Origin of the sequence: Pseudomonas sp. HN8-3, from assembly GCF_020790195.1 — a bacterium.
GTDB lineage: Bacteria > Pseudomonadota > Gammaproteobacteria > Pseudomonadales > Pseudomonadaceae > Aquipseudomonas > Aquipseudomonas synxantha_A.
This window is the reverse complement of the sequence record NZ_CP086206.1, coordinates 4,802,877-4,826,412: the sequence shown is the minus strand read 5'-3', so window position 1 is coordinate 4,826,412 and position 23,536 is coordinate 4,802,877. Positions and strand designations below refer to the sequence as shown.

18 protein-coding genes and 2 tRNA genes are annotated in these 23,536 nt (G+C 59.9%); 9 read left to right on the top strand and 11 right to left on the bottom strand.

Annotated elements, in window-relative coordinates:
* Positions 1–188: 188 nt before the first annotated feature.
* Positions 189–473, top strand: a complete 285-nt coding sequence (locus LJX92_RS21415; protein WP_032803962.1) for a DUF3509 domain-containing protein — start codon at positions 189–191, stop codon at positions 471–473.
* A gap of 170 nt (positions 474–643) precedes the next feature.
* On the opposite strand, the gene LJX92_RS21410 is transcribed toward LJX92_RS21415, so the two are convergent.
* On the bottom strand, positions 644–1,843 hold the full coding sequence (locus tag LJX92_RS21410; RefSeq protein ID WP_228308923.1) for a CaiB/BaiF CoA transferase family protein: 1,200 nt from the start codon (positions 1,841–1,843) through the stop codon (positions 644–646).
* 137 nt (positions 1,844–1,980) lie between these two features.
* Here LJX92_RS21410 and LJX92_RS21405 point away from each other — a divergent pair, with 137 nt between their 5' ends.
* A complete protein-coding gene (locus tag LJX92_RS21405) occupies positions 1,981–2,523 on the top strand; it encodes a YaeQ family protein (protein ID WP_003193952.1) in 543 nt (180 codons plus the stop codon).
* A gap of 157 nt (positions 2,524–2,680) precedes the next feature.
* A complete protein-coding gene (gene recJ, locus LJX92_RS21400; protein WP_228308922.1) occupies positions 2,681–4,390 on the top strand; it encodes a single-stranded-DNA-specific exonuclease RecJ in 1,710 nt (569 codons plus the stop codon).
* Positions 4,391–4,527: 137 nt separating this feature from the next.
* Here recJ and LJX92_RS21395 read toward each other — a convergent pair whose 3' ends face one another.
* The 4 genes from LJX92_RS21395 to LJX92_RS21380 all read right to left on the bottom strand — a co-directional run bounded on the left by LJX92_RS21395 (position 4,528) and on the right by LJX92_RS21380 (position 9,057).
* The gene (locus LJX92_RS21395; protein ID WP_103734883.1) at positions 4,528–5,808 is read right to left on the bottom strand and encodes a virulence factor family protein; all 1,281 of its coding nucleotides are present in this window, start codon (positions 5,806–5,808) and stop codon (positions 4,528–4,530) included.
* Positions 5,808–8,450 carry a bifunctional lysylphosphatidylglycerol flippase/synthetase MprF gene (gene mprF / locus LJX92_RS21390; protein WP_005791060.1) on the bottom strand — a complete coding sequence of 881 codons (2,643 nt, stop codon included), beginning with the start codon at positions 8,448–8,450 and terminating at the stop codon, positions 5,808–5,810. Before mprF ends, LJX92_RS21395 begins: the two co-directional genes overlap by 1 nt.
* A gap of 279 nt (positions 8,451–8,729) precedes the next feature.
* Positions 8,730–8,806 (bottom strand) — tRNA-Met (locus tag LJX92_RS21385).
* Positions 8,807–8,980: 174 nt separating this feature from the next.
* Positions 8,981–9,057: transfer RNA gene (locus LJX92_RS21380), tRNA-Met, on the bottom strand.
* 278 nt (positions 9,058–9,335) lie between these two features.
* Here LJX92_RS21380 and dinB point away from each other — a divergent pair.
* Positions 9,336–10,394 carry a DNA polymerase IV gene (gene dinB / locus LJX92_RS21375; protein ID WP_005791058.1) on the top strand — a complete coding sequence of 353 codons (1,059 nt, stop codon included), beginning with the start codon at positions 9,336–9,338 and terminating at the stop codon, positions 10,392–10,394.
* A gap of 129 nt (positions 10,395–10,523) precedes the next feature.
* Here dinB and LJX92_RS21370 read toward each other — a convergent pair whose 3' ends face one another.
* The 4 genes from LJX92_RS21370 to LJX92_RS21355 form a co-directional block, all read right to left on the bottom strand.
* Positions 10,524–11,477 carry a hypothetical protein gene (locus LJX92_RS21370; RefSeq protein ID WP_005791056.1) on the bottom strand — a complete coding sequence of 318 codons (954 nt, stop codon included), beginning with the start codon at positions 11,475–11,477 and terminating at the stop codon, positions 10,524–10,526.
* A 20-nt stretch (positions 11,478–11,497) separates the two neighbouring features.
* Complete coding sequence (locus LJX92_RS21365; RefSeq protein WP_148852651.1) at positions 11,498–13,213, bottom strand: proline--tRNA ligase; 1,716 nt, start codon at positions 13,211–13,213, stop codon at positions 11,498–11,500.
* 197 nt (positions 13,214–13,410) lie between these two features.
* Entirely contained in the window at positions 13,411–14,943 is a 1,533-nt protein-coding gene (locus LJX92_RS21360) for an AmpG family muropeptide MFS transporter (protein ID WP_005791052.1), read from the bottom strand.
* A gap of 43 nt (positions 14,944–14,986) precedes the next feature.
* Positions 14,987–15,301 carry an MGMT family protein gene (locus tag LJX92_RS21355; RefSeq protein ID WP_050549437.1) on the bottom strand — a complete coding sequence of 105 codons (315 nt, stop codon included), beginning with the start codon at positions 15,299–15,301 and terminating at the stop codon, positions 14,987–14,989.
* Between the two features lie 194 nt (positions 15,302–15,495).
* Between LJX92_RS21355 and LJX92_RS21350 the strand changes: the two genes are divergently transcribed.
* The 5 genes from LJX92_RS21350 (at position 15,496) to groL (ending at position 20,122) form a co-directional block, all read left to right on the top strand.
* The gene (locus tag LJX92_RS21350; protein WP_032879652.1) at positions 15,496–16,503 is read left to right on the top strand and encodes a DUF481 domain-containing protein; all 1,008 of its coding nucleotides are present in this window, start codon (positions 15,496–15,498) and stop codon (positions 16,501–16,503) included.
* 103 nt (positions 16,504–16,606) lie between these two features.
* Positions 16,607–17,338 carry a HugZ family protein gene (locus LJX92_RS21345; RefSeq protein WP_148852649.1) on the top strand — a complete coding sequence of 244 codons (732 nt, stop codon included), beginning with the start codon at positions 16,607–16,609 and terminating at the stop codon, positions 17,336–17,338.
* 66 nt (positions 17,339–17,404) lie between these two features.
* Positions 17,405–17,881, top strand: coding sequence for an FxsA family protein (locus LJX92_RS21340; protein ID WP_032879654.1), 477 nt, complete (start codon positions 17,405–17,407; stop codon positions 17,879–17,881).
* A 250-nt stretch (positions 17,882–18,131) separates the two neighbouring features.
* Positions 18,132–18,425, top strand: a complete 294-nt coding sequence (locus LJX92_RS21335) for a co-chaperone GroES (RefSeq protein WP_003193940.1) — start codon at positions 18,132–18,134, stop codon at positions 18,423–18,425.
* Between the two features lie 50 nt (positions 18,426–18,475).
* Entirely contained in the window at positions 18,476–20,122 is a 1,647-nt protein-coding gene (groL, locus tag LJX92_RS21330) for a chaperonin GroEL (RefSeq protein WP_005791041.1), read from the top strand.
* A 632-nt stretch (positions 20,123–20,754) separates the two neighbouring features.
* Here groL and LJX92_RS21325 read toward each other — a convergent pair.
* Together LJX92_RS21325 and LJX92_RS21320 are read right to left on the bottom strand one after the other, a co-directional pair.
* Positions 20,755–21,480: a phosphatase PAP2 family protein gene (locus LJX92_RS21325; RefSeq protein WP_228308921.1), complete on the bottom strand. Its 726-nt coding sequence runs from the start codon at positions 21,478–21,480 to the stop codon at positions 20,755–20,757.
* A gap of 50 nt (positions 21,481–21,530) precedes the next feature.
* On the bottom strand, positions 21,531–23,480 hold the full coding sequence (locus LJX92_RS21320; RefSeq protein WP_228308920.1) for an LTA synthase family protein: 1,950 nt from the start codon (positions 23,478–23,480) through the stop codon (positions 21,531–21,533).
* Between the last annotated feature and the right edge of the window lie 56 nt (positions 23,481–23,536).

Below are 23,536 nucleotides of genomic sequence, written 5' to 3'. Positions count from 1 at the left end.
CCAGGGATTCTAGCGTGTGAGCCTGTGTTTTTTCTCTGTCATCTTTTCCGTGCATGCTCGTTTTCCTCAAGCAGTGGATTACACAAAAGGTAGAACTTTCTGCTTTGAGCACGGGTCACTTGAATGTCAGCCTCTTCGTGACATTTTTGTTTTTCGAACCTTTTTCGAATGATTGAGTGGTGATCGAGATGGAAAGTATCCACCTATTGCTCAGTGAAGCACTGAGCCCTTATCAGGTTACGCTGACCACTTCTGGTGTGCGGGAAGACTGCCTGGTAACCGTAAAGAATCCCGGCGGCGCGATTGTGGTCGAGCGCGATGTCGATCGCGCGCAATTGTCCGACAAGCGTGCGCTGGTGGATGTCGCGGATTGCCTGCTTCGCGACGTGAAAATCGCCGAAGGGCGCCTGGAACCCTCGGTCATTGCTGCCTTGCGCAATGCTGCCCAAACCCGTGGCGGCGCACTCGCATGAAACATTATTTTTCTTCGGAACCTTCCTACGCGGCGGTCAGTCAGAGTCCGTAACAGCAAGAGCAATCATTGTGCTCCGGTGTTTGTCGCTTGCTGTGCGTGCCTTTTTAAGGCCACGTTTAACCCCGAGTTGTCTCCCCACTGCTCGGGGTTTCTTTTTGCCCGCGATTCTCAGATCGCGCCATTCTCACGCAGACGCGCAATAGCCGCCGCGTCGTAGCCCAGGGCATTGAGCAGCACATTGTTGTGTTCACCCAGTTGCGGGCCCACCCATTCACAACTGCCCGGTGTATCCGAAAGCTTGGGCACGATGCCTGGCATCTTGAAGTGCTTGCCGTCCGGGAGCTGAGCCTTGAGGAACATCTCTCGGGCCAGAAATTGCGGGTCGCCCAGCATGTCTTCGGCGCTGTAGATACGGCTGGCGGGTACTTCAGCCTTGTTCAGTTGCTCAATCACCTGCTCCAGCGGCAGCGAGTTGACCCAGCGGTCGATCACGCCATACAGCTCGTCGCGGCGGCTGTCGCGCCCATCGTTGCTGGCCAATTGTGGGTCGTTCGCCAAGTCGTCACGGCCGATGGCCGCCATAAAGCGCTTGAAGATTGCATCGCCATTGGCGCCGATCTGCACATGCTTGCCGTCGGCGCTGGTGTGGATCGAAGACGGTGTAATGCCGGGCATGATGTTACCGGTACGCTCGCGAATAAATCCGAACACATCGAACTCGGGAATCATGCTTTCCATCATGGCGAAGATGGCTTCGTACAGCGCCACATCCACCACTTGGCCCAAGCCGCCGTTGACCTCGCGATGACGCAGCGCCATCAGCGCGCCGATCACCGCCCACAGCGCGGCAATCGAGTCGCCGATGGAGATCCCGGTGCGCACCGGCGGGCGGTCTTCGAAGCCGGTGATATAGCGCAAGCCGCCCATGGATTCACCCACGGCACCAAACCCTGGCTGATCCTTCATCGGCCCGGTCTGGCCGAAGCCCGAGAGGCGCACCATCACCAGCTTGGGGTTCAGAGCGTGCAGGGTTTCCCAGCTCAGGCCGAGTTTTTCCAGCACGCCGGGGCGGAAGTTCTCGATCAGGATGTCGGCGTCGGCCAATAGTTTTTTGAGGATTGCCAGGCCGTCGGGGTGCTTGAGGTTGAGGGTCAGCGACTGCTTGTTACGGGCCTGTACGAACCACCACAGCGAGGTGCCTTCATACAGCTTGCGCCATTTGCGCAGCGGGTCGCCGCCGTCCGGGGATTCGACCTTGATCACCTCGGCACCGAATTCAGCGCAAATGCGTGAGGCAAACGGGCCGGCGATCAGGGTGCCCAGTTCGATGACTTTCAGGCCGGCAAGTGGTTTGGCGTTGAGCGACATGGGGATCCTTACAAGCGCGGGACGATGGTGTCCTGCTTTTTAACATAGGCGAGCCGCCCGGATGCAGCGCAGTATTCGTTGAATGACCTCGCCATCGGTTAGACTGGCCGCCTTTCCTTGTCTTTAGAAGCCCGTTCATGGCCCAGCCGTCCACGACCTACAAGTTCGAACTCAACCTCACCGACCTCGACCGTTCGGTGTACGAGAGTGTCAAACAGACCATTGCCCGCCACCCTTCGGAAACCGAAGAGCGCATGACCGTGCGCCTGCTGGCCTACGCCCTCTGGTACAACGAGCAACTGGCGTTCGGGCGTGGCCTGTCGGATGTAGACGAACCAGCCCTGTGGGAAAAAAGCCTGGATGATCGGGTCCTGCACTGGATCGAAGTCGGCCAGCCGGATGCCGATCGCCTGACCTGGTGCTCGCGCCGCACCGAGCGCACCAGCCTGCTGGCCTATGGCAGCCTGCGTGTGTGGGAAGGCAAGGTAGTGCCGGTGGCCAATAACCTGAAGAACGTGCACATCGCTGCCGTGCCTCAGGAAGTGTTGGAGACCCTGGCCAAGGACATGCCGCGGGTGATCAAGTGGGATGTGATGATCAGCGAAGGTACGATCTTCGTGACCGACGACCGTGGCCAGCATGAAGTGCAACTGCAATGGCTGGTTGGCGAGCGCGGTTGAAAAGTTGGGAGCTGGCTTGCCTGCGATGCATACCACTCGGTACATCAGACACACCGAGTGGATGCCATCGCAGGCAAGCCAGCTCCCACACTTGATCTTTGTTGCGTTCAATATCTGTGTTTAACCGATGTATTAGAAGAGAAGCGCCCGTCACCCCATGCGTATCGATCCCCGCCCATTGCCCGCCGTCCTGCCTTTTCTCGGTGAATTGCCGCCGCTGTTGACCCGTCTCTATGCCGCGCGCGGGGTGCAATCGGAAGCTGAGCTGGACAAGAGCCTGGCGCGGTTGATTCCCTACCAGCAGCTCAAAGGGATCGACGCGGCGGTGGACTTGCTGGTGACCGCCCTGGAGCAGCGCCAACGCATCCTGATCGTTGGTGACTTCGACGCCGATGGCGCCACGGCGAGCACCGTAGGTACCCTGGGCCTGCGCTTGCTTGGGGCGGCCCATGTCGATTACCTGGTGCCCAACCGTTTCGAGTACGGCTACGGCCTGACGCCGGAAATCGTCGCGGTGGCGTTGCAGCGCGAGCCCCAGTTGCTGATTACCGTGGACAACGGCATCTCCAGCGTCGAAGGCGTGGCGGCGGCGAAAGCGGCGGGGCTGAAGGTGCTGGTCACCGACCACCACTTGCCCGGCGATGAACTGCCGGCCGCCGACGCCATCGTCAATCCGAACCAGCCGGGCTGCACGTTTCCCAGCAAGGCCCTGGCCGGTGTCGGCGTGATCTTCTACGTGTTGATGGCCCTGCGCGCGCGGTTACGCAGCCTGGGTTGGTATGACAACAAACCCCAGCCGAACATCGGTGAACTGCTTGATCTGGTGGCGTTGGGCAGCGTCGCCGACGTGGTGCCGCTTGACGCCAACAATCGCATCCTTGTTCATCAAGGCCTGGAGCGCATTCGTGCCGGTCGGGCGCGGCCTGGCATCAAGGCGATCCTGGAAGTGGCCAAGCGCGACCACGCTCGCATCACCTCCACCGACCTGGGGTTTATCCTCGGCCCGCGGCTGAACGCGGCCGGGCGCCTGGATGATATGAGCCTGGGCATCGAATGCCTGCTCACCACCGACGCTGGCGCCGCACGGGAAATGGCCGCGCAACTGGACGGCATGAACCAGGACCGTAAATCCATTGAACAAGGCATGCAGCGCGAGGCCCTGGCCCAGCTCAAGGACTTGCCGGTGGAGTCGAGGCCGTACGGTTTGTGCCTGTTCGACCCGGAGTGGCACCAGGGGGTGATCGGCATCCTCGCGTCGCGCATGAAAGAACGTTACTTCCGCCCGACCATTGCCTTTGCTGACGCGGGCGACGGCCTGCTCAAGGGTTCTGGGCGTTCGGTGCAAGGCTTTCATATCCGCGATGCGCTGGCGGTTGTTGCAAGCCAGCATCCCAACCTGATCAGCAAGTACGGCGGTCACGCCATGGCCGCCGGGCTGACCCTGCCCGAGGCGAACTTCCCGCTGTTTGCGCAAGCCTTCGATGCCGAAGTGCGTCGGCAGCTGCGTGAAGAGGACCTCACCGGCCGCCTGCTCTCCGACGGCACCTTGGCCGTGGAAGAGTTCCACCTGGAGCTGGCCCGCGCCCTGCGTCACGCCGGCCCTTGGGGGCAACACTTTCCGGAGCCGTTGTTTCACGGTGTGTTCCAGTTGGTGGAGCAGCGGGTAGTGGGGGAGCGGCACCTGAAGGTGGTGCTCAAGAGCGAATGCGGGTCAGTGAAGCTTGATGGCATCGCCTTCGGCGTGGACCGCGAGGTGTGGCCGAACCCGACGGTGCGTTGGGTGGAGTTGGCTTACAAGCTGGATGTGAATGAGTTTCGTGGCAATGAGACTGTGCAGCTGATGATTGCCCACATCGAACCACGTTAGATATTCCTGACAATGCAAGACAAATGTGGGAGGGGGCTTGCTCCCGATAGCGGTGCATCAGTCACTAAATCATTGACTGACATTCAGCTATCGGGAGCAAGCCCCCTCCCACATTGGGTCCTGTGTGCAGCCTGGAGCTACTCGGCTTTGGCCTGGTGCTTGACGATAATATCCACCAAGCGCTTGGCCAGCGCCGGGTAGTTCTCATCGAAGTGATGCCCGCCCGGCAGCTTCATGGCTTCGCCCACTGCGGTCTTGTCGGTGCAGCCACTCTCGTCGACTTCCTCTGCACCATAGATGCACACGACCTTCTCAGGTGGCAGCTTGGCCATTTCCGGGCCGGTGGCGGCTTCTTTGCCGGCGTTGCCCAGCCAACCTTCCACTTCGATTTCAAAGCTGCCAGTGCGCGCAAATGCCAACAGGATGATCGCATCGACGCGCTGCTGTTCGTTTTCCGGCATACGGTTGTAAATGGCCGGCAGTACATCGGCGCCGAACGAATAACCGGTCAGCACGAAGCGCTTGGTGCCCCACTTCTGCCGATAGTGTTGCATCAACTCGGTGAGGTCCTTGGCGCTTTGCTCCGGGCTCTTGTGCTGCCAGTAGTAGCGCAGTGTGTCGATGCCGACCACCGGGTAGCCGATCTTCGCCATCTCGCCGGCCACATCGCGGTCCAGGTCACGCCAGCCGCCGTCACCGGAGAGGAACAGGGTCACGGTGTCTTTGGCCTGCCCGGCAGGAACTTCCACCACGGGAATCGCCAGGCCACCGTTGTCCGAACCGACCAGTTGCTTGCGCAGCTCGTTGTTCAGCACTTGCGGGTAATGAATGTCGTAGTCGCTGATGCTGGTGGTGGCACGCGGCGTGTCACGTACGAAGCTGGCGCTTTCATCGTCGGGATTGTCGTTCCACGCCACCAGCCAGTTGCCGTGGGCAGAGGTCGTGGGCAGCGGGTCGTTGCAGCCTTCCTGTTTCAGGGCAAAGCCGACGGAGATCGCGTTAGCCTTGTCATCATTCTGAGTGGCCAGCCAGCGCCAGGCGAGCGCAGCGCCAGGGCCGATGCCGCTGACCAGGGTCGCCGGGCCTTTGAGCTGGGCCAGGGCGCCTTGCAGCGCTTGTTCCTGCAGCTTGCAGTCATCCTTAGGCAGGATCACCTGAACGATTTGCGCCGCGCCGCCCTGGCTCAGGGCAACCAGTTGGCTGTCGGTCAGCGCTTCATCGGCCATCACGGCCACAGCCACACGGGCTTTGGCGGCGCTGGCGGGGGTGACGCGGGTCATTACCGAGCCATCGGCCTGGGGCAATTGCTCCAGGGTCGGTTGCGGGGCAGGGCGATTCCAGTACCAAAAACCACCCGCCACGACCAGCGCGAGCAGCACTACAAAGGCCAATACATACCGCCAGGAGCGTCGAATCATCAGCGTTTCACCAATCCAGTCAAGCCGCCCGCGATCAGGGCGGCGGTATCGGCCAGTGCCACCAGCGGATCAAGTCCTGCGGGCACGGCCATGTAACGGGGTTCCCAGTCGGGCTGGAACTTGTCTTTGAAGCGGCGCAAACCTTGGAAGTTATACAGTTGCTCGCCACGGCGGAACACCATCGAGCCCAGGCGCTGGGTCAGCGGTGCGCCACGGCGCGGTTGCAAGCCCGACAGCGGCACCATACCGAGGCTGAAGCGGGCGTAGCCGTGGTTCTTATAATGTTGAATCAGGCCCACCATCATGAATTCCATCGTGAGCTTGGGCGCGTCGGGGTGGGCGCGCATCAGGTCAAGGCTGGCCAGGTCATGATTGTAGGTCTCGAGCAGGTTGGCGAAGGCTACCGGGCGCCCTTCGAAGCGAATGATCGCGATACGGAAGTGCTTGAGGTAGTCGTCGCTGAAACGGCCCAGGGAGAAGCCTTTTTCCCGCACATTCTTACCTGTAAGCCAGGCATCGGAGATGACTTTTAATTCATCCATCGGCGCCTGGCCCGGTTCGAAGATTTCCAGGGACAAGCCGTCCCGGGTGCCACGGTTCCAGGTGTAGCGCAAATCCTTCATCTCTTTGCCCTTGGCTTCCAGGTCAAAGCGTTTCAGGTCGACGCGGGCTTCCTCGCCCAGCTTGATCGCGGTGAGGCCGATGTCCATGTAGTACGGCAGGTTCTCGGCGCGTACCTGGTAGAACACCGGTCTTGCGTGGTGGATATCGCACAGGTCACGGAACTGCCAGATCATCTCGGCGCGCGGCTGGGTCGGGCCGATCGGGTCGTACAAGGCCACTAGGCTGCGCCCGCGACGGGCGTACATCAGGAAGGCTTCATCGTTGGGGTGAAACAGCAGCGCCTTGTCGCCGGTCAGCGCCAGGCCGCCGTCGGGTTGGGACGAGGCCATCAGGATCTTGCTGGCGCGCTCCAGTTCTTCCGGGGTGGGCAAGTGGATGACCGGGCGCGCCGTGCGCAGCAGCCAGGTCAGCGATACGATCACCAGCAGCACCGCAGCGCCCAGCAACGAGCGCAAACCGCGGGGGGCGTTGGCGTCGAGGGTGAACTGCCACCACAGTTGATGGCTGTAAGGCACATCCTGATAGGCGAACAACAGCAGCCAGATCGAGGCGCCGAGTACACAGACACTGGCCACCAGGTAAAGCGGCGAAAACGGCAGCTCGGTCAAGCGGCTGGCGCGGTAGAACGAGCGGCGAAAGATCGCCAGCAGCACCGCGGTCATGGTCATCAGGCTGGCTTCTTCCCAGTCGAAGCCCTTGAGCAACGAGAGCAGGGCGCCGACCAGCAGCAGCACCATGGTCAGCATCCAGGCCGCCGACAAACGTCGACGCAGGCCCTGGGCGAGCAACAGGCACAACACGCCGATCAGGCTGGCACCAAAGTGCGAGGCGTCAATCAGGCGGTGGGGAATCAGGAAGCCGATGTTTTCCAGGCGTGAGTCGATCTCTGGCGTGGCGCCGGAAAACAGCAGGACCACGCCGGACAAAAAAACCAGGACGGCCAATACCGGCGCTGCCAGCCCCGACGCCACCCGCAGGCTTTGCTGGGTCTGGAACAGGCGCTGGGCCTCGTTGACCAGTAGGAACACACAGGCGATCAGCAGCGGCAATACCACGTAGATCATCCGGTACAGCAGCAAGGCGGCAGCCAGGGGCGCGGCACCGAGTTTGTCGGCGAAGGCCGCCAGCAGGATCGCTTCGAATACACCCACGCCCCCCGGCACATGGCTGAGCACACCGGCGGCCAGTGCCAGCAGGTACACCAGCAGGAACGGGCCGAAGGGCGGTGCTTCCGGCAACAGCATATAAAGGACGGCAGCGGCAGCGGCTACGTCGAGGGCGGTGATGATCAACTGCAGGAAGGTCAGGCGGCGGCCCGGCAGGCGCAGGGTGCGACGCCCGGCCTTGACCAGCAGGTTATCGGGGTAGGGCTGTTCCGGCAGGCGACGACGATAGATGCCGATGCACAGCATGGCCGACAACACCAACACGGCGCCGGAAATCCCCCCGAGCAGGCTTTGCGGTAAATGCAGGTAAGTCGAAGCCGCCGGCAAATTGCTCAGCGTGGCCAATGCGGCCAGTGGCGGCAGAGCACAGCCCAGAGCCAGGCTGGCGAACACGGTCATGTGCGCCACTTCCGATGCGCCGATGCCGTGGCGTGCATATAAACGGTAGCGCACCGAACCGCCCGAGAGCATCGACAAGCCAATGGCGTTGCCGATGGCAAAGGCGGTGAAGCCGCCCAGGGCCAGGGTCTTGGCGGGTAACTTCACGCCGGCATAGCGTGCGCCGGAAAATTCATAACCAAGCAGGATAATGAAACCTGCGACTGCCGCTGCAAACGCACCGAGCAAGGCTGGCTTGGGCACTTCCAGAATCGAATCGTGGAGTGCGTAGAGGTCCAGTTCCAGCAGCAGGTGTCGGCAGGCGATCAGGGCGATTGCAAACAGCAGCAGCGTTACGGCCAGGCCAATGGGCTGGCGATACTTGCTCAACAAATCCAGCCATCGCAAGCGGGTCGGCGTGATCGGTTGTTCTGCTGTGACGGTGTCTTGTGGTTCAGACGAGTTGGCGCGCATCAATCACCTCGTGGATTGTGCGCGACAGGATGGGGGTATCCGGCCAAGTTACCAATCCCTATGGACAAAATAATTACAAATATTAACGCGGATCACCGGGGTCGGCGACTGCGGCCATTGGTCGTAGAGGGTAGCGCTTGAGCATTGAGCCTAGCGTGCAATGAGATGGACTCTACAAACCGACTACGGTTTCATGAAAGATGCCATGCCATTGTTTCAGAAGAACTTTTTCGTCGGATACAAAAAAGGCCACTCTTTCGAGTAGCCTTTTTTGATGTTTGGTTGCGGGAGCCGGATTTGAACCGACGACCTTCGGGTTATGAGCCCGACGAGCTACCAGACTGCTCCATCCCGCGTCTGTGGGCGGCATTCTACAGCCAAGCGGCGAGGTGTCAACCGTTAATGAGCCGATGGACCAAATAAGCGCGAATTATTCTGAAATCAAAGTGTTGGCGGTGTTTTCAGGCGCAGCGGGAGAAAACACGCGAGCACAAAAAAGGCCACTCTTTCGAGTAGCCTTTTTTGATGTTTGGTTGCGGGAGCCGGATTTGAACCGACGACCTTCGGGTTATGAGCCCGACGAGCTACCAGACTGCTCCATCCCGCGTCTGTGTGTCGGCATTCTACAGAGGAACGCGAGTGTGTCAACCTGTAAATCAAACAAAAGCGCTTGTGGTTCAATCGGTTAGCTCTCCAAGGCGGGGTCATGAAGCGCTTCGGGCCAGTCAGGCTGAGGCTTTCAGCTCTATCGGAAGGCTGAATTCGATTGAGAAAATAAATTCATCGGGGAAACTTCCTACCACTTGGAAGGAAGAATCAAACTACTGGTGCTATATACAGGGGTGAATGCGATACTGGCCACCCGTTGGTTCACACCCCGTTTATATGACGCAGCGCAAAATCATCCACGTCGACTGTGATTGCTTCTACGCCGCCATCGAGATGCGTGACGACCCGAGCCTGGCGCAAAAGCCCTTGGCTGTGGGCGGCTCGGCGGACCGGCGGGGGGTTATCGCTACCTGCAACTACGAAGCGCGTGCGTATGGAGTTCGTTCTGCGATGTCGTCGCGCCACGCCTTGAAGCTGTGCCCCGACCTGACCATCGTCAAGCCGCGCATGGATGCCTATAAAGAAGCATCGAAGGAAATCCAGACGATCTTTCGCGACTACACCGACTTGATCGAGCCGTTGTCGCTGGATGAAGCCTACCTCGATGTCTCCGACAGCCCGCATTTTGGCGGCAGCGCCACGCGTATTGCCCAGGACATCCGTCGGCGGGTCTCCAACCAGCTGCATATCACCGTGTCTGCCGGGGTGGCGCCGAACAAGTTCCTGGCCAAGATCGCCAGCGACTGGAAGAAACCCAACGGCCTGTTCGTGATTACCCCGGACCAGGTCGAAGACTTTGTCTCGCAGCTGCGGGTCAGCAAGCTGCACGGCGTTGGCAAGGTCACCGCCGATAAGCTCGCGCGCCTGGGCATCGAAGACTGCTTGCAGCTGCGCGAGTGGAACAAACTGGCGCTGGTGCGCGAATTCGGCAGTTTTGGCGAACGACTCTGGAGCCTGGCCCGTGGGATTGATGATCGCGTGGTGCAAAACGACAGTCGTCGACAGTCCATCAGTGTGGAAAATACCTACGATGTGGACTTGCCGGATCTTTCAAGCTGCCTGGCTAAACTTCCCGAATTGATGGAAACCCTCGCGGGGCGTATGGCGCGCATCGACAGCAGCTACCGGGCGGGCAAGCCGTTCGTCAAAGTGAAGTTTCATGACTTTACCCAGACGACGCTGGAGCAGGCGGGGGCAGGGCGGGATCTGGAGAGTTATCAGCAGTTGCTGACCCAGGCGTTTAATCGCGGGGGGAAACCGGTGCGATTGCTGGGGATTGGGGTGCGGTTGCTGGACTTGAGCGGCGGAAACGAACAGCTCGAGTTCTCCTGGTAGAAACCCGAAACAAATGTGGGAGCTGGCTTGCCTGCGATAGCGGAGTGTCAGTCAAGAATGCTTTAACTGATACACCGCTATCGCAGGCAAGCCAGCTCCCACAGTTTGATCTTCACAGGTATTGCGCGATCAGCGTGCGCCAGGATCTGCGACCAACCGCCCCGCATCCTTGGTCAGTGCCTGCACAAACTCCTGCTGCAATTCCGGATCATTGCGGGTCAGCTCGATCAGGCTTTGTTCCAGTTCGCTGGCTTCTTCTTCCAGGCCCAGTTCCGACAGGCGCTTGACGCGGTGCACCCACTGGTTCACTTCGTCATCTTCCAGGTCGTCGTAGATCAGGCCATGGGCTTCCAGCAATTTGCCGCGCAGGGAGTTGCTGACCGCCAGGGTCGAGTCTGTGTGCACATCGTCCTGACCATCTGCCACGCTGATCTTCAAGGTGGTGACACGGTTCAGGTCCTGCTCGGCAAACGGGCTGTCCAACAGGTTCAGGCGCAGGATGCCGTTGCGGTCGGTGGTCAGCTCATGGGTCTGCTTGCCGGCAGTGACTTGTACCGGGCGCTCGCTCCACGGCAGGCTCGAATACTCCAGGCGCTTGTCGCGCTGGACTTCATCGATAGCTGCCAGGTTCTGTTGCGCACGGCCATGGGATTGCACGTTCATGAACGGGTTGATGCCGTCCACGCCATAGCTCAGCCAGTCTCGCGTCACACTCGTGGGCAGGTTGCCGAGGGCGAAGATATTCGCCACGTTGGCACCCACGCCCGCGACCAACGCCACGGCACCCAGCGGCATCTCATAGAGTTTGCGCCAGGGCTGGTAGGGCGTGTAGCGATCGTAACGACGGGTGACTTCGAATTCGGTGACCTCGAAGGTCTTCTGCTCATGAATGCGAACCCGGCGTTGCGGCAGCTCCAGCACTTTGGGTTCGCCTACATCGATCTGCAGGCTGTGATCGAGCAATTTACGCTCGACCCGCTCCTCGTGCTCACTGCGTTGCGACATCTGATTGGCGCAGCCGCTGACCAGCAGGGCGCCGCACAAGGCGGCGCCCCCCAGGGCTTTGGTGTTTCGCTTGAACATGACTTCTCTTGATCTGGTTTTCAGCGACGAATACGCGCCTGAAGGAAAGACAGCACGTCAGCCACCGGCAACGGTTGGGCTTGCGCTTCGGTCCGGCTCTTGTATTCCAGATTGCCATCGGCCAGGCCACGGTCACTGACCACGATCCGGTGCGGGATGCCAATCAGTTCCATGTCGGCGAACTTGATGCCCGGGCTGGTTTTCTTGTCCCGGTCATCGAGCAGCACTTCAAAACCGGCAGCGGTCAGTTCAGCGTACAGCTTGTCGGTGGCTTCGCGTACTTGCTCGGTTTCATAGCGCAACGGCACCAGGGCCACCTGGAACGGCGCCAAAGCGTCACTCCAGATGATGCCTTTCTCGTCGTTGTTCTGCTCGATGGCAGCGGCGACCACGCGGGAAACACCAATGCCGTAGCAGCCCATGTCCAGGGTGATCGGCTTGCCGTTCTCGCCCAGCACTTCGCACTTCATCGCCTTGCTGTACTTGTTGCCCAGCTGGAAGATGTGCCCGACTTCGATGCCGCGCTTGATTTCCAGGGTGCCCTTGCCATCCGGGCTTGGGTCACCGGCTACGACGTTGCGCAGGTCGGCCACGGTCGGAACCGGCAGGTCACGCTCCCAGTTCACGCCGAAGTAGTGCTTGTCGTCGATGTTCGCGCCGATACCGAAGTCGCTCATCAGCTCGACGGAACGGTCGATGATGATCGGCAGCGGCAGGTTCAGCGGGCCTAGGGAACCGGCACCGGCACCAATGGCGTCGCGCAGTTCGGCATCGGTGGCCATGACCAGCGGGCTGGCTACGCCAGGCTGGTTGGCGGCCTTGATTTCGTTGAGCTCGTGGTCGCCACGGATCACCAGGGCGATCAGCTTGCCTTCTTCTTCAGCGCGCACGATCAGGGTCTTGATGGTCTTTTCAATCGGCAGATTGAATTTCTCCACCAGGGCCACGATGGTTTTGGTGTCCGGCGTGTCGACCAGGCGCAGCTCCTCGGTGGGAGCAGGACGCGAGGTTTCACGTGGTATGGCTTCGGCCTTCTCGATGTTCGCCGCGTAGTCGGAACCGTTGCTGAACACGATATCGTCTTCACCGGATTCGGCCAGCACGTGGAATTCGTGGGAGCCGGCACCGCCGATGGAGCCGTTGTCCGCTTCAACCGGGCGGAACTTCAGGCCCAGGCGCGTGAATACATTGCAGTAGGCCTGGTGCATGCGGTCGTAGGTCGCTTGCAGGGAAGCCTGGTCGGCATGGAACGAATAGGCGTCCTTCATGATGAATTCGCGACCACGCATCAAGCCGAAGCGCGGGCGGATTTCATCGCGGAATTTGGTCTGGATCTGATACAGGTTCAGCGGCAACTGTTTATAGCTGCTCAACTCGTTGCGCATCAGGTCGGTGATGACTTCTTCATGGGTCGGGCCGGCGCAGAAATCGCGGCCATGACGGTCCTTGAAGCGCAGCAACTCAGGGCCGTACTCTTCCCAGCGCCCGGATTCCTGCCACAACTCAGCCGGTTGGGTGCTCGGCATCAACACTTCCAGAGAGCCGGCAGCGTTCATTTCTTCGCGAACGATGGCTTCGACCTTGCGCATCACCTTCAAGCCCATGGGCAACCAGGTGTACAGGCCCGAGGCCAGTTTGCGGATCATGCCGGCGCGCAGCATCAGCTGATGGCTGATCACAACCGCGTCGGAAGGCGTTTCTTTCTGTGTGGCGAGCAAATATTGACTGGTACGCATGGTAGGCCGTTGTCGGTTGCTTGGACTTGAAATGACTTGGGATTGTACGGGCGGTTGCTGCTGGAGTACAGGCGTGAGGTGGTGGGGCGTATCTGTCGTAACCGTCGCTTGTGTGGGAGCTGGCTTGCCTGCGATAGCGGCGTTGGGTTCACCATCGCTATCGCAGGCAAGCCAGCTCCCACATTGACCGAGTCGTATCAGTCTTCCTGTGGTGGATTAAGCCGGGCGCGCCGGTTCTCCTGGAACCAGTGCAATGCAATCAGGAGCAGCGTCGGCACCCCCAGCAGGCAAGTAATCATAAAGAAGTTGTGATAACCGAACTTCTCCACCATCACCCCCGAATACCCGCCGATCAGGCGTGGCAGCAACAGCATGATCGAGCTGAGCAACGCATATTGGGTAGCGGAGAACTTGAGGTTGGTCAGGCTCGACAGGTACGCCACGAACGCCGAGGTGGCCATGCCCGAACTGAAGTTGTCCAGGGAAATGGTGACGATCAGCATCTGCAGGTCGGGGCCCATGTCGGCGAGCATCACGAACAAAAGGTTGGTGCCGGCCGAGGCCACGCCACCGATGAACAGGATCGGCAGGATCCCGAACCGCACAATCAACAGGCCGCCCATGCCGGCGCCGAGCAGGGTCATGATCAAGCCGAAGATCTTGCTCACTCCGGCGATCTGGTCCTTGGTGAAACCCTGGTCGATATAGAACACGTTGGCCATCACGCCCATCACCGTGTCGGACATGCGATACGTGGCAATCAGCCCGAGCAGCAGCAGCGCCTGCCAGCGATAGCGCAGGATAAAGTCGTTGACCGGCGTCAGCACCGGCGCCAGGCCCCGACGGCCCATGGCCGAAAGGCACAGGGTGGTGAGGATGATATAAAGGATGGCGCGCAGGAACGCGCGGTCTTCCATCAGCAGTTCCCACAGGCTCACGCCCTGGAACAGCACGCTGGCGAAGTCGGTGTTGTACAGCTGGGTGAACATCGCCGGCACCGAGACCAACAGCACGATCAGCACAAACACCGACACCAACTGGTGCATGAAACTGTAGCGGCCGGCCTGCAACTGGGTGCGCAGTGGTACATCTGGTTCACGCATGAGGAAGGTGGTGAGCAACGCCGGCACCATCAACACGCCGAACAGCACATAGGTGCCGGTCCAGGCCGAGTGTTTATAGTTGAAGCCGGTGGAGCCAAAGCCTTCGGCAAAGAACAGCGCGCCGGCGGTGGCCAGCAGGGCAGCGATGCGGTAGCCGGACATGTAGCTCGCGGCCAGGGCGGCCTGGCGGCTGTCGTCGGCGATTTCCAGGCGGTAGGCATCCACGGCGATATCTTGGGTGGCCGACGCGAAGGCGACGATCACCGCGATGGCGATCAACCAGGACAGGTGTTTTTGCGGGTCACAAAAACCCATGCCGATCAATCCGAGGATCACCAGCGATTGGGCCAGCACCAGCCAGGAGCGACGACGCCCCAGTTTACCGAGCAACGGCAAGCGCCATTGATCGAGCAGCGGCGACCAGACCCATTTAAAGGCGTAGGCCAGGCCGATCAGGCTTGCATAGCCAATGGTCTCGCGGGCCACACCGGCTTCACGCAGCCACACTGAAAGCGTCGAGAACACCAACATGTAAGGCATGCCGGCGGCGAAGCCGAGCAACAACAGCACTAATGTCGAGGGGCTGGCATAGGCGGCGAGCGCGGCGCGCCAGGTTTTACGGGGCATGGGCTGGAGTCTGCCTCAGGTTTGCGGAAACAAAGCGCGCACTCTAACCGCTGTGCTCTACCGGACGCCAGCCATGGCGCTGAATATCAACACGATTGTTCAAGATAGTGACGCCTTCGCTACGCAAACGCGCACGTTGTTCGTCGCCTGAGGCGCTGCCCGCCGGCAGACTTATCCGACCACCGGCGCCCAACACCCGATGCCAGGGTAATCGGGTGTCTTCGGGCAACTGGCTCAGGGTGCGCCCGACCCATCGGGCGGCACGGCCCAGACCCGCCAGGTGAGCCAGCTCGCCGTAGCTCACCACACAGCCTTCGGGCACTTGCGACAAGGTCAGGTACAGCGCGGTACGCCGCATTTCGGCGGGGCTTTGCGGCGTATCGGCAGGTGGCTTCACTATGGGGATATCCGTTGAGATCGTCGCGGTTTTGTCAGAAACGTCTGTAAACATGACGATGAGCATTGAACTCAATATAAATCCTTGAGTCAGTTCTAGCCATGTAACACTATAACGCCCCTATTTTTTGCCACCCCTGAGCCCCGTATCTGCTTATGTTGTCCAGAACCCTGTTGTGCCTTGCTGTTTTCAGTGCTTCCACGCCCTTGCTCGCCGATACCGTCTGGTTGAAAAACGGCGACCGGCTGACCGGCAAGATCAAAGTCTTCGACGGTGGCAAACTGCTGATCCAAACCACCTACGCAGGCTCGATCCCGGTGGATTGGAAGCAGGTCAAGACCCTGGAAAGCGATCAGGAGTTGCTGGTCAAGCAGGACGCCTACAGCGGCGAAAAGGCCAAGTCGTTGCAGGCGTCAGATGACGGCAAGGTGGTGCTGGCCAATGGCGAGGCACCCAAGACGGTCGACCTGGCAAGCATCCAACAGATCATGAAGCCCAAGCCAGTGATCGAAGACCTGGTGTGGAAGGGCAACGTCGACCTGGCGCTGGACTACAAGCGTGCCGACAAAGACACCAACGACTACGACATCGACTTCAAGACCTCGGCCCGTCATGGCCAATGGCGTCATACGGGCAAGGGCGAATACAACCGCGAGTTCCAGGACGACGTTACCACCACCGATAACTGGGCGCTGGAGTACAACCTGGACCGCTTCATCACCGAGCACTGGTTCTGGCAGGGCCGCCTGACCTACAAGCGCGACAAGGTCGAAGACCTGGCCCGTCAGCGCGTTGTCGGTACCGGCCCGGGCTATCAGTTCTGGGACGATGAACTGGGCGCGTTCTCCCTCGGTTCGCTGGTCAACCGCACCGATTACGAATACGCCGACGGCGGCAAGGACAACTTCTATTCCCTGGCCATGAAGTGGAACTACAACCGCTACCTGGTGGGCAAGACCGTCGAGTTCTTCACCAACGGCGAATTGGGCAAACCCCTTGCCGGGCCGTCCGAGTATTCCCTGGATGCGGAAATGGGCCTGCGCTACAAGGTTACCGAGTGGGCCTCGCTCAACTTGAAGGCCGAGCGCAACGAGGTCAGCGGCAGTTCCGAGAGCAGCCTGAGCAAGACTCGCTACACCGCAGGCTTTGGTGTGGCCTGGTAAAAGCTGCGTCGGCCACTCTGGCAACCTGCGCGGATATTGATTACCTTGTGTTGAGATCCATTCCCATATGCCATGGGCGGCGGAACACCCGAGGAGTCATACGTTGAGCGCGCACGTTGCCAAGAACGCCCGAGAGCTGTTGCTCAAGGAATACCGTGGGGCTTTGGCCACACAGTCAAAAGCCATGCCCGGTTTTCCCTTCGGCTCGGTCGTGCCCTACTGCCTCGATGAGCAGGGCCGTCCGCTGATCCTGATCAGCCGCATCGCCCAGCACACCCATAACCTGCAAAAAGACCCCAAGTGCTCATTGCTGGTGGGTGAGCGCGAGGCTGATGATGTGCAGGCCGTGGGGCGTCTGACCTACCTGGCCGAGGCCGAGAAACTGGAAGACGGCGCAGCCATTGAAGCGGCCGCCGAGCGTTACTACCGCTACTTCCCCGATTCGGCCAACTACCACAAGGCCCACGATTTCGATTTCTGGGTGCTCAAGCCGGTGCGCCACCGTTATATCGGTGGGTTTGGTGCGATTCACTGGGTCGACCAGTTGACCCTGGCCAATCCGTTCGCCGGCAAGGCCGAGCGCAGCATGATCGAGCACATGAACAGCGATCACACCAAGGCCATCGCCCATTACGTCGACCTCAGCGGTTTGCCGACTGGCGAGCCTGCGCAGTTGGCCGGCATCGACAGCGAAGGCATGCACCTGCGTATTGGCCAAAGCTTGCATTGGTTGCCTTTCGAGACGCCTTGCAACACACCGACACAAGTACGCGAGGCCCTGGTTTCATTGGCTCACGCCGCGGTGTGGCCGAAAAAAACCACTGCCGACGCTTGAATTCACACAATGGCGACGTCATCTAAGGTGAACTGGCAAGGCATTCTTGCGTTGAGGAACCATTTGATGCGCCCTTTTTTATTGCTCTTTCTGCTGTTCCCGGTGTTGGAGCTGTTCGTATTCGTCAAAGTCAGCGGTGCGATCGGTTTTTTCCCGGCGCTGCTGCTGATCATCGCAGGCTCCATGCTCGGCGTCCTGGTGCTGCGCGTGGCAGGCCTGGCCACGGCGTTGCGTGCCCGTGAAAGCCTGAACCGCGGCGAACTGCCGGCCCAGACCATGCTTGAGGGCCTGATGATGGCCCTGGCCGGTGGCCTGCTGATCCTGCCGGGCTTTATCAGCGACGTGCTCGGCCTGGTCCTGCTGCTGCCGTTTACCCGCAAACTGCTGGCCGGCAAGATGCGCCAGCGCGCCGAAGAAGCGGCGATTCGCCAACGCGCGTTTGCCGACGACCTGCAACCCCGTGGCGGCCCGGCCCCGCGTCAACCGCTGGGGCGTGAAGGCGACGTGATCGAAGGCGAGTTCGAACACCGCGACAACAAATAACTGCTTCACTGGCACGGCACCTTCGGGTGCCGTGTTGCATTGGCCCGGGGAGCGATCTGAGAAAAAATTTCCTCCCGGCCCCCTTGTAATAAGCGTATGCGCCCTTATGTAACGGTCACCGCAAGGTTTCTGGTGGTGACATCAGACAGACTTCCGCGTCTCGCCCAGCGAGCCGCGACCGGCACCGCCGGAATTTAACCCGCCGGAATTGATACCGGCCGATGAAAAACACAATTAGGAGAGATCGACAATGAAGCTTCGTCCTCTGCACGACCGCGTCGTAATCCGTCGCAGCGAAGAAGAAAAGAAAACCGCTGGCGGGATCGTTCTGCCAGGTTCGGCTGCTGAAAAAGCCAACCACGGTGTGATCGTCGCTGCTGGCCCAGGCAAGACCCTGGAGAACGGTGATGTACGCGCACTGGCCGTGAAAGTGGGTGACAAGGTTGTTTTCGGCCCTTACTCCGGCAGCAACACTGTGAAAGTAGACGGCGAAGACCTGCTGGTCATGGCTGAGAACGAAATTCTCGCCGTACTGGAAGACTGATTTCCTCGCTCATTTTCCCGTTACTACAAAGTATTTAAGGAATATCGATCATGGCTGCTAAAGAAGTTAAATTCGGCGACTCCGCCCGCAAGAAAATGCTCACCGGTGTCAACGTCCTGGCTGACGCAGTAAAAGCGACCCTGGGCCCGAAAGGCCGTAACGTGATCATCGAGAAGAGCTTCGGCGCTCCGACCATCACCAAGGACGGCGTTTCCGTCGCCAAAGAAATCGAACTGGAAGACCGTTTCGAGAACATGGGCGCGCAGCTGGTCAAAGACGTTGCCTCCCGTGCCAACGACGACGCAGGCGACGGCACCACCACCGCTACCGTACTGGCTCAGGCGATCGTCAACGAGGGCTACAAGGCCGTCGCTGCCGGCATGAACCCTATGGACCTCAAGCGTGGCATCGACAAGGCGACCATCGCCATCGTTGCCGAGCTGAAAAACCTGTCCAAGCCATGCGCCGACACCAAGGCCATCGCTCAGGTCGGCACCATCTCCGCCAACTCCGACAGCTCCATCGGTGACATCATTGCCGAAGCCATGGAAAAAGTCGGTAAAGAAGGCGTGATCACCGTTGAAGAAGGCTCGGGCCTGGAAAACGAACTGTCGGTTGTAGAAGGCATGCAGTTCGACCGTGGCTACCTGTCTCCGTACTTCGTCAACAAGCCAGAGACCATGGTTGCCGAGCTGGACAACCCGCTGATCCTGCTGGTTGACAAGAAGATCTCCAACATTCGCGAAATGCTGCCAGTACTGGAAGCCGTTGCCAAAGCCGGCCGCCCATTGCTGATCGTTTCCGAAGACGTTGAAGGCGAAGCCCTGGCGACCCTGGTTGTGAACAACATGCGTGGCATCGTCAAGGTTGCAGCCGTCAAGGCTCCAGGCTTCGGCGACCGTCGCAAGGCCATGCTGCAGGACATCGCCGTATTGACTGGCGGTACCGTTATCTCCGAAGAGATCGGCCTGAGCCTGGAAAGCGCCACCCTGGAAAACCTGGGCAGCGCCAAGCGCGTGACCATCTCCAAGGAAAACACCATCATCGTTGACGGTGCTGGCGTTGAAGGCGACATCGAGTCCCGTATCGCGCAGATCCGTGCCCAGGTTGCCGAAACCTCCTCGGACTACGACCGTGAAAAACTGCAAGAGCGTCTGGCCAAGCTGTCCGGCGGCGTTGCAGTGATCAAGGTTGGCGCTGGCTCCGAAGTTGAAATGAAAGAGAAGAAGGCCCGCGTTGAAGACGCCCTGCACGCAACCCGTGCAGCCGTTGAAGAAGGCGTGGTACCTGGCGGTGGCGTTGCGCTGATCCGTGCTCTGGAAGCCCTGACCAACCTGACCGGCGACAATGCCGACCAGAACGTTGGTATCGCTGTGCTGCGTCGTGCCGTTGAAGCACCGCTGCGCCAGATCGCTGCCAACTCCGGCGACGAGCCAAGCGTTGTGGTCAACGAAGTCAAGAACGGCAAAGGTAACTACGGTTACAACGCTGCGACTGGCGTCTATGGCGACATGATCGAAATGGGCATCCTGGACCCTACCAAGGTGACCCGTTCCGCGCTGCAAGCGGCAGCCTCCATCGGTGGCCTGATCCTGACTACCGAAGCTGCCATCGCTGACAAGCCGAAGGCTGAAGGCGCAGCTGGCGGCGGTATGCCAGATATGGGCGGCATGGGTGGCATGGGCGGCATGATGTAAGCCAGCCTTACCCGGCGCTATAAAAAGCCCCGCCTGCAGTGATGCAGGCGGGGCTTTTTTGTGAGCGGTTGTATCTCTCAACTTCGGTATGACACTCGACCTGTGGCGAGGGAGCTTGCTCCCGCTGGCGGCCTGACAGCCGACGCCTATCTACCTGACACCCCGCGATCCAAATGTGGGAGGGGGCTTGCTCCCGATGGCGGCCTGCCAGCCGACACAGTTATACCGAGTACATATCCATTCCTGCGGTAACGGCCACTTAGGGTTCCGCCCTGACGGCGGCTCACTTTGCAAAAGCGGCAAAGTAAGCAAAACGCTCTTGCCCCACCACTCGGCACCTCGCCTAGGCTCGGTGTGCCCGTAATCCGACAGCGATTTGGGGGGCCGCCGCCACGCGCCATCCATGGCGCGGGGCGGCTAAACCGGCATCCCTGCCGGTTTACCCCCCAAATCCCTGTCGAATTCCGGCCAGCGTGGTTTAACGGGGCGCCTGAGATCAAAAGCAGATCAAAAGCGACTCGCTTCGCATCGTGGTTACTGTTGGCGACTGTAAAGTTGTGTTGATACCCATGCCAATCGCAGGCAAGCCAGCTCTCACATTTGATCTTCGTTGCGTTGAGCATTGCATTCGCTTAACTGATCGGCATTACGGCTTGCCGTGAAGGCCGGTACAGCAACAGGCAATACAAACCCAGGCAAATCAGCCAGCAAAAAATCGCTGTCCACACGTTGTGGGAAAAAAAGTGTGCCCCTTGCAGCATACGGCTGACGGAGAAGACGCTGCCCAGGCTGACGGCAAAAATGAACGCGTTGCGCGCCAGCCGTGGTCGCCGATCCCTCAGCGCGAAGAACCAGGCGAACAAGGCAAAACCGGTAGCTGCATGTCCGCCAGGCCAACAGCGGCCAGGTTTATCGGTAGGCGGGCGCGGGCTGAGCAGTTCGCTGTAGGTTTCCTGGCCGCCGAATTCCTTGAGGCTCCAGGGGCATTGCACGGCGGTGATGGTTTTCAACGGCGCCACGAAGGCCGTCGCCATTCCCAGCGACAGCACCAGGCACACCAGTTCGCGGCGGTACGGCTTGAGTCGTTGCAGAATGAAACTGCCGACCAGCCCCAGAATCGCCAGTACCGAAAACAGAATCACCAGTTGCTTGGCCCGATCATGCAGGATGTCTTCAAGGAAGAAGCTATAGCGGCCGATGAAGCCGCCAGCCTCCGCGCTGTAGAAGCGCCTGGCCAGGTCCATGTCCAATGAGGTCAGTTCCAGCAACAGCAAGACCACTGCGGCGCCGGCAGGCAGGCCCAGGCACAGCCAGAAATTGAGCGGTTTGGAAACCGGTAAAGAAGAGGAGGATTTCATCACGAACCTTGGTGAGAAAGCCCCGTGCTCACCTGCACGGGGCTTTTTGATTAGCGTTTGCTTAAGACTGGAGCTTCTTCCTTGGGCGCTTTCCAGCTCAGCAGTTGCTGTTTGTAGTCGTAGCTGGCGGCCTGATAATAGGTAATTGCCCGCTGGATCAATGGGTCATCGCTACCGACGCGCAACTCCTGGCTTTCTCCAAGAGCCTGGTCATGGCGACGCAGGCCTTGGCGCGGGCTGAGGATTGCCAGGTCCTTGCCGTCAAACAAGCCCAGATGCTGGTAGTTGCCCACCACGACCCGCGGTGGCAGCGGGTTGTCTTGCAACAGATTACGGCCGAAGAACGTCGACTCGTAGCTGAGGTTGATCAGGCCCAGCAAGGTCGGCGCAAGGTCGATCTGGCTGGCCAGTTGCGCGGACTCCCGTGCGTCGATCAGCTTGGGCGCATAGATAAACAACGGGATCTGGTAGTTGGTGATCGGCAGGTCTTCCTTGCCTGCGCTGCCGGCCGTGTGGTCGGCGACGAACACAAAAATGGTGTTGTCGAACCAGGGTTTCTGGCGTGCAGCTTCAAGGAACTGGTTGATGGCGTAGTCGGTGTATTTCACTGCACCATCGCGACCCTTGCCGGATTTGATATCGATGCGCCCATCCGGGTAGGTATAGGGGCGATGGTTGGAAGTCGTCATCAGTTGCAGCAAGAACGGCTGTTGCTTGGCGTAGTCGGCGTCGGCCAGTTTAAGCGTCTGTTTGAACAGGTCTTCGTCGGCCATGCCCCAGGCATTTTTGAACGAGATTTCTGACTCGGGCACGCTGCTTTGGTCCACGACCCGATACCCGTTGCCGCTGAAAAACGCGTTCATATTGTCGAAGTAACCGCGACCGCCGTAGACAAACACGCTGTCGTAACCGATGGCCGTGAGTTGTTGGCCGAGGCTCGCGAACCCGCTTTCACGACCGATGCGCTTGACGATCGAGCGGCCTGGCGTGGGTGGGATCGCCAGGGTAATGGCTTCCAGGCCCCGGTCGGTTCGTGTCCCGGTGGCATAGAAGTTATTGAAGTACAGGCTTTGTTTGCGCAACGCATCCAGGTTGGGCGTGAGGTTGCGTTGATCGCCGTTGCTGCCCATGTACTTGGCGCTGAAGCTTTCGATGGTGACCAGCACGATGTTGGGCTTGCGCAGTGTGCCCGGGTTGGTGATGGCGCGGCGAATATCCAGCGGGTCCGGGTCGATAAAGCGCGCATTGGGCTCGCTGAGTTCGGCGCGCAGTTGCCGGGCGACCACGTCAGTGGGCAGGCTCTGATAGAACTGGGTGTAGTCCAATTCGTTATTGCGGAACGCAGCGAAGAATTGATAAGGGCCGTTGCTGGCCAGTTCGTTCTTGTAAGCGTTACCGCCCTGGGTACGCGGGCTGTCCTGGCTGATCAGTTGCAGGCTGAGGCCGGCGACCACCAACAGGCCCAGGGCATTGACCAAACGGCCACGCAGTGCCGGCGAAGGTGCCGCCATGGCGGCATTGAAGGGTTTACGCAGGGCCAGGCTCATGAGGATCGCCAGCATTGCCAGCAGGCTCAGCAGCTTGCCGATCGGGTAAGACTCCAGCAGGTTGTTCAGCACCTCATCGGAATACACCAGATAGTCGACCGCAATAAAGTTGAAGCGCACCCCAAACTCATCCCAGAACAGCCATTCGGCCACCGAGGTGAACAGCATGGCGAACAGGCTGATTGTCAGCAGCGCCTGCAAGAACCAGCGGTGGCCGCGGCGGCGCCACAGTGCGGGTGGGCAGAGCAGCAAATACAAGCCCAGCGGCAAGGCCGCATAGGCGAGGAAGCCCAGGTCGTAGACCAGACCCACGCCAAACACCGGCAGCAAGTTGCCGCCCACTTCATTCAGGTGAGTCACGAGCAACACGCTGCGAGTGAGCAGGAAAACCAATAACCAGGCAGCGGTTATCAACAGCAAATAGCGCATTGGCGCTGTTTTGAGAAAGCCCATGTCCAGGTTCCTTAGATCGATGGGCGCGATCTTCACCCTGACACTGTGGTCTGTTT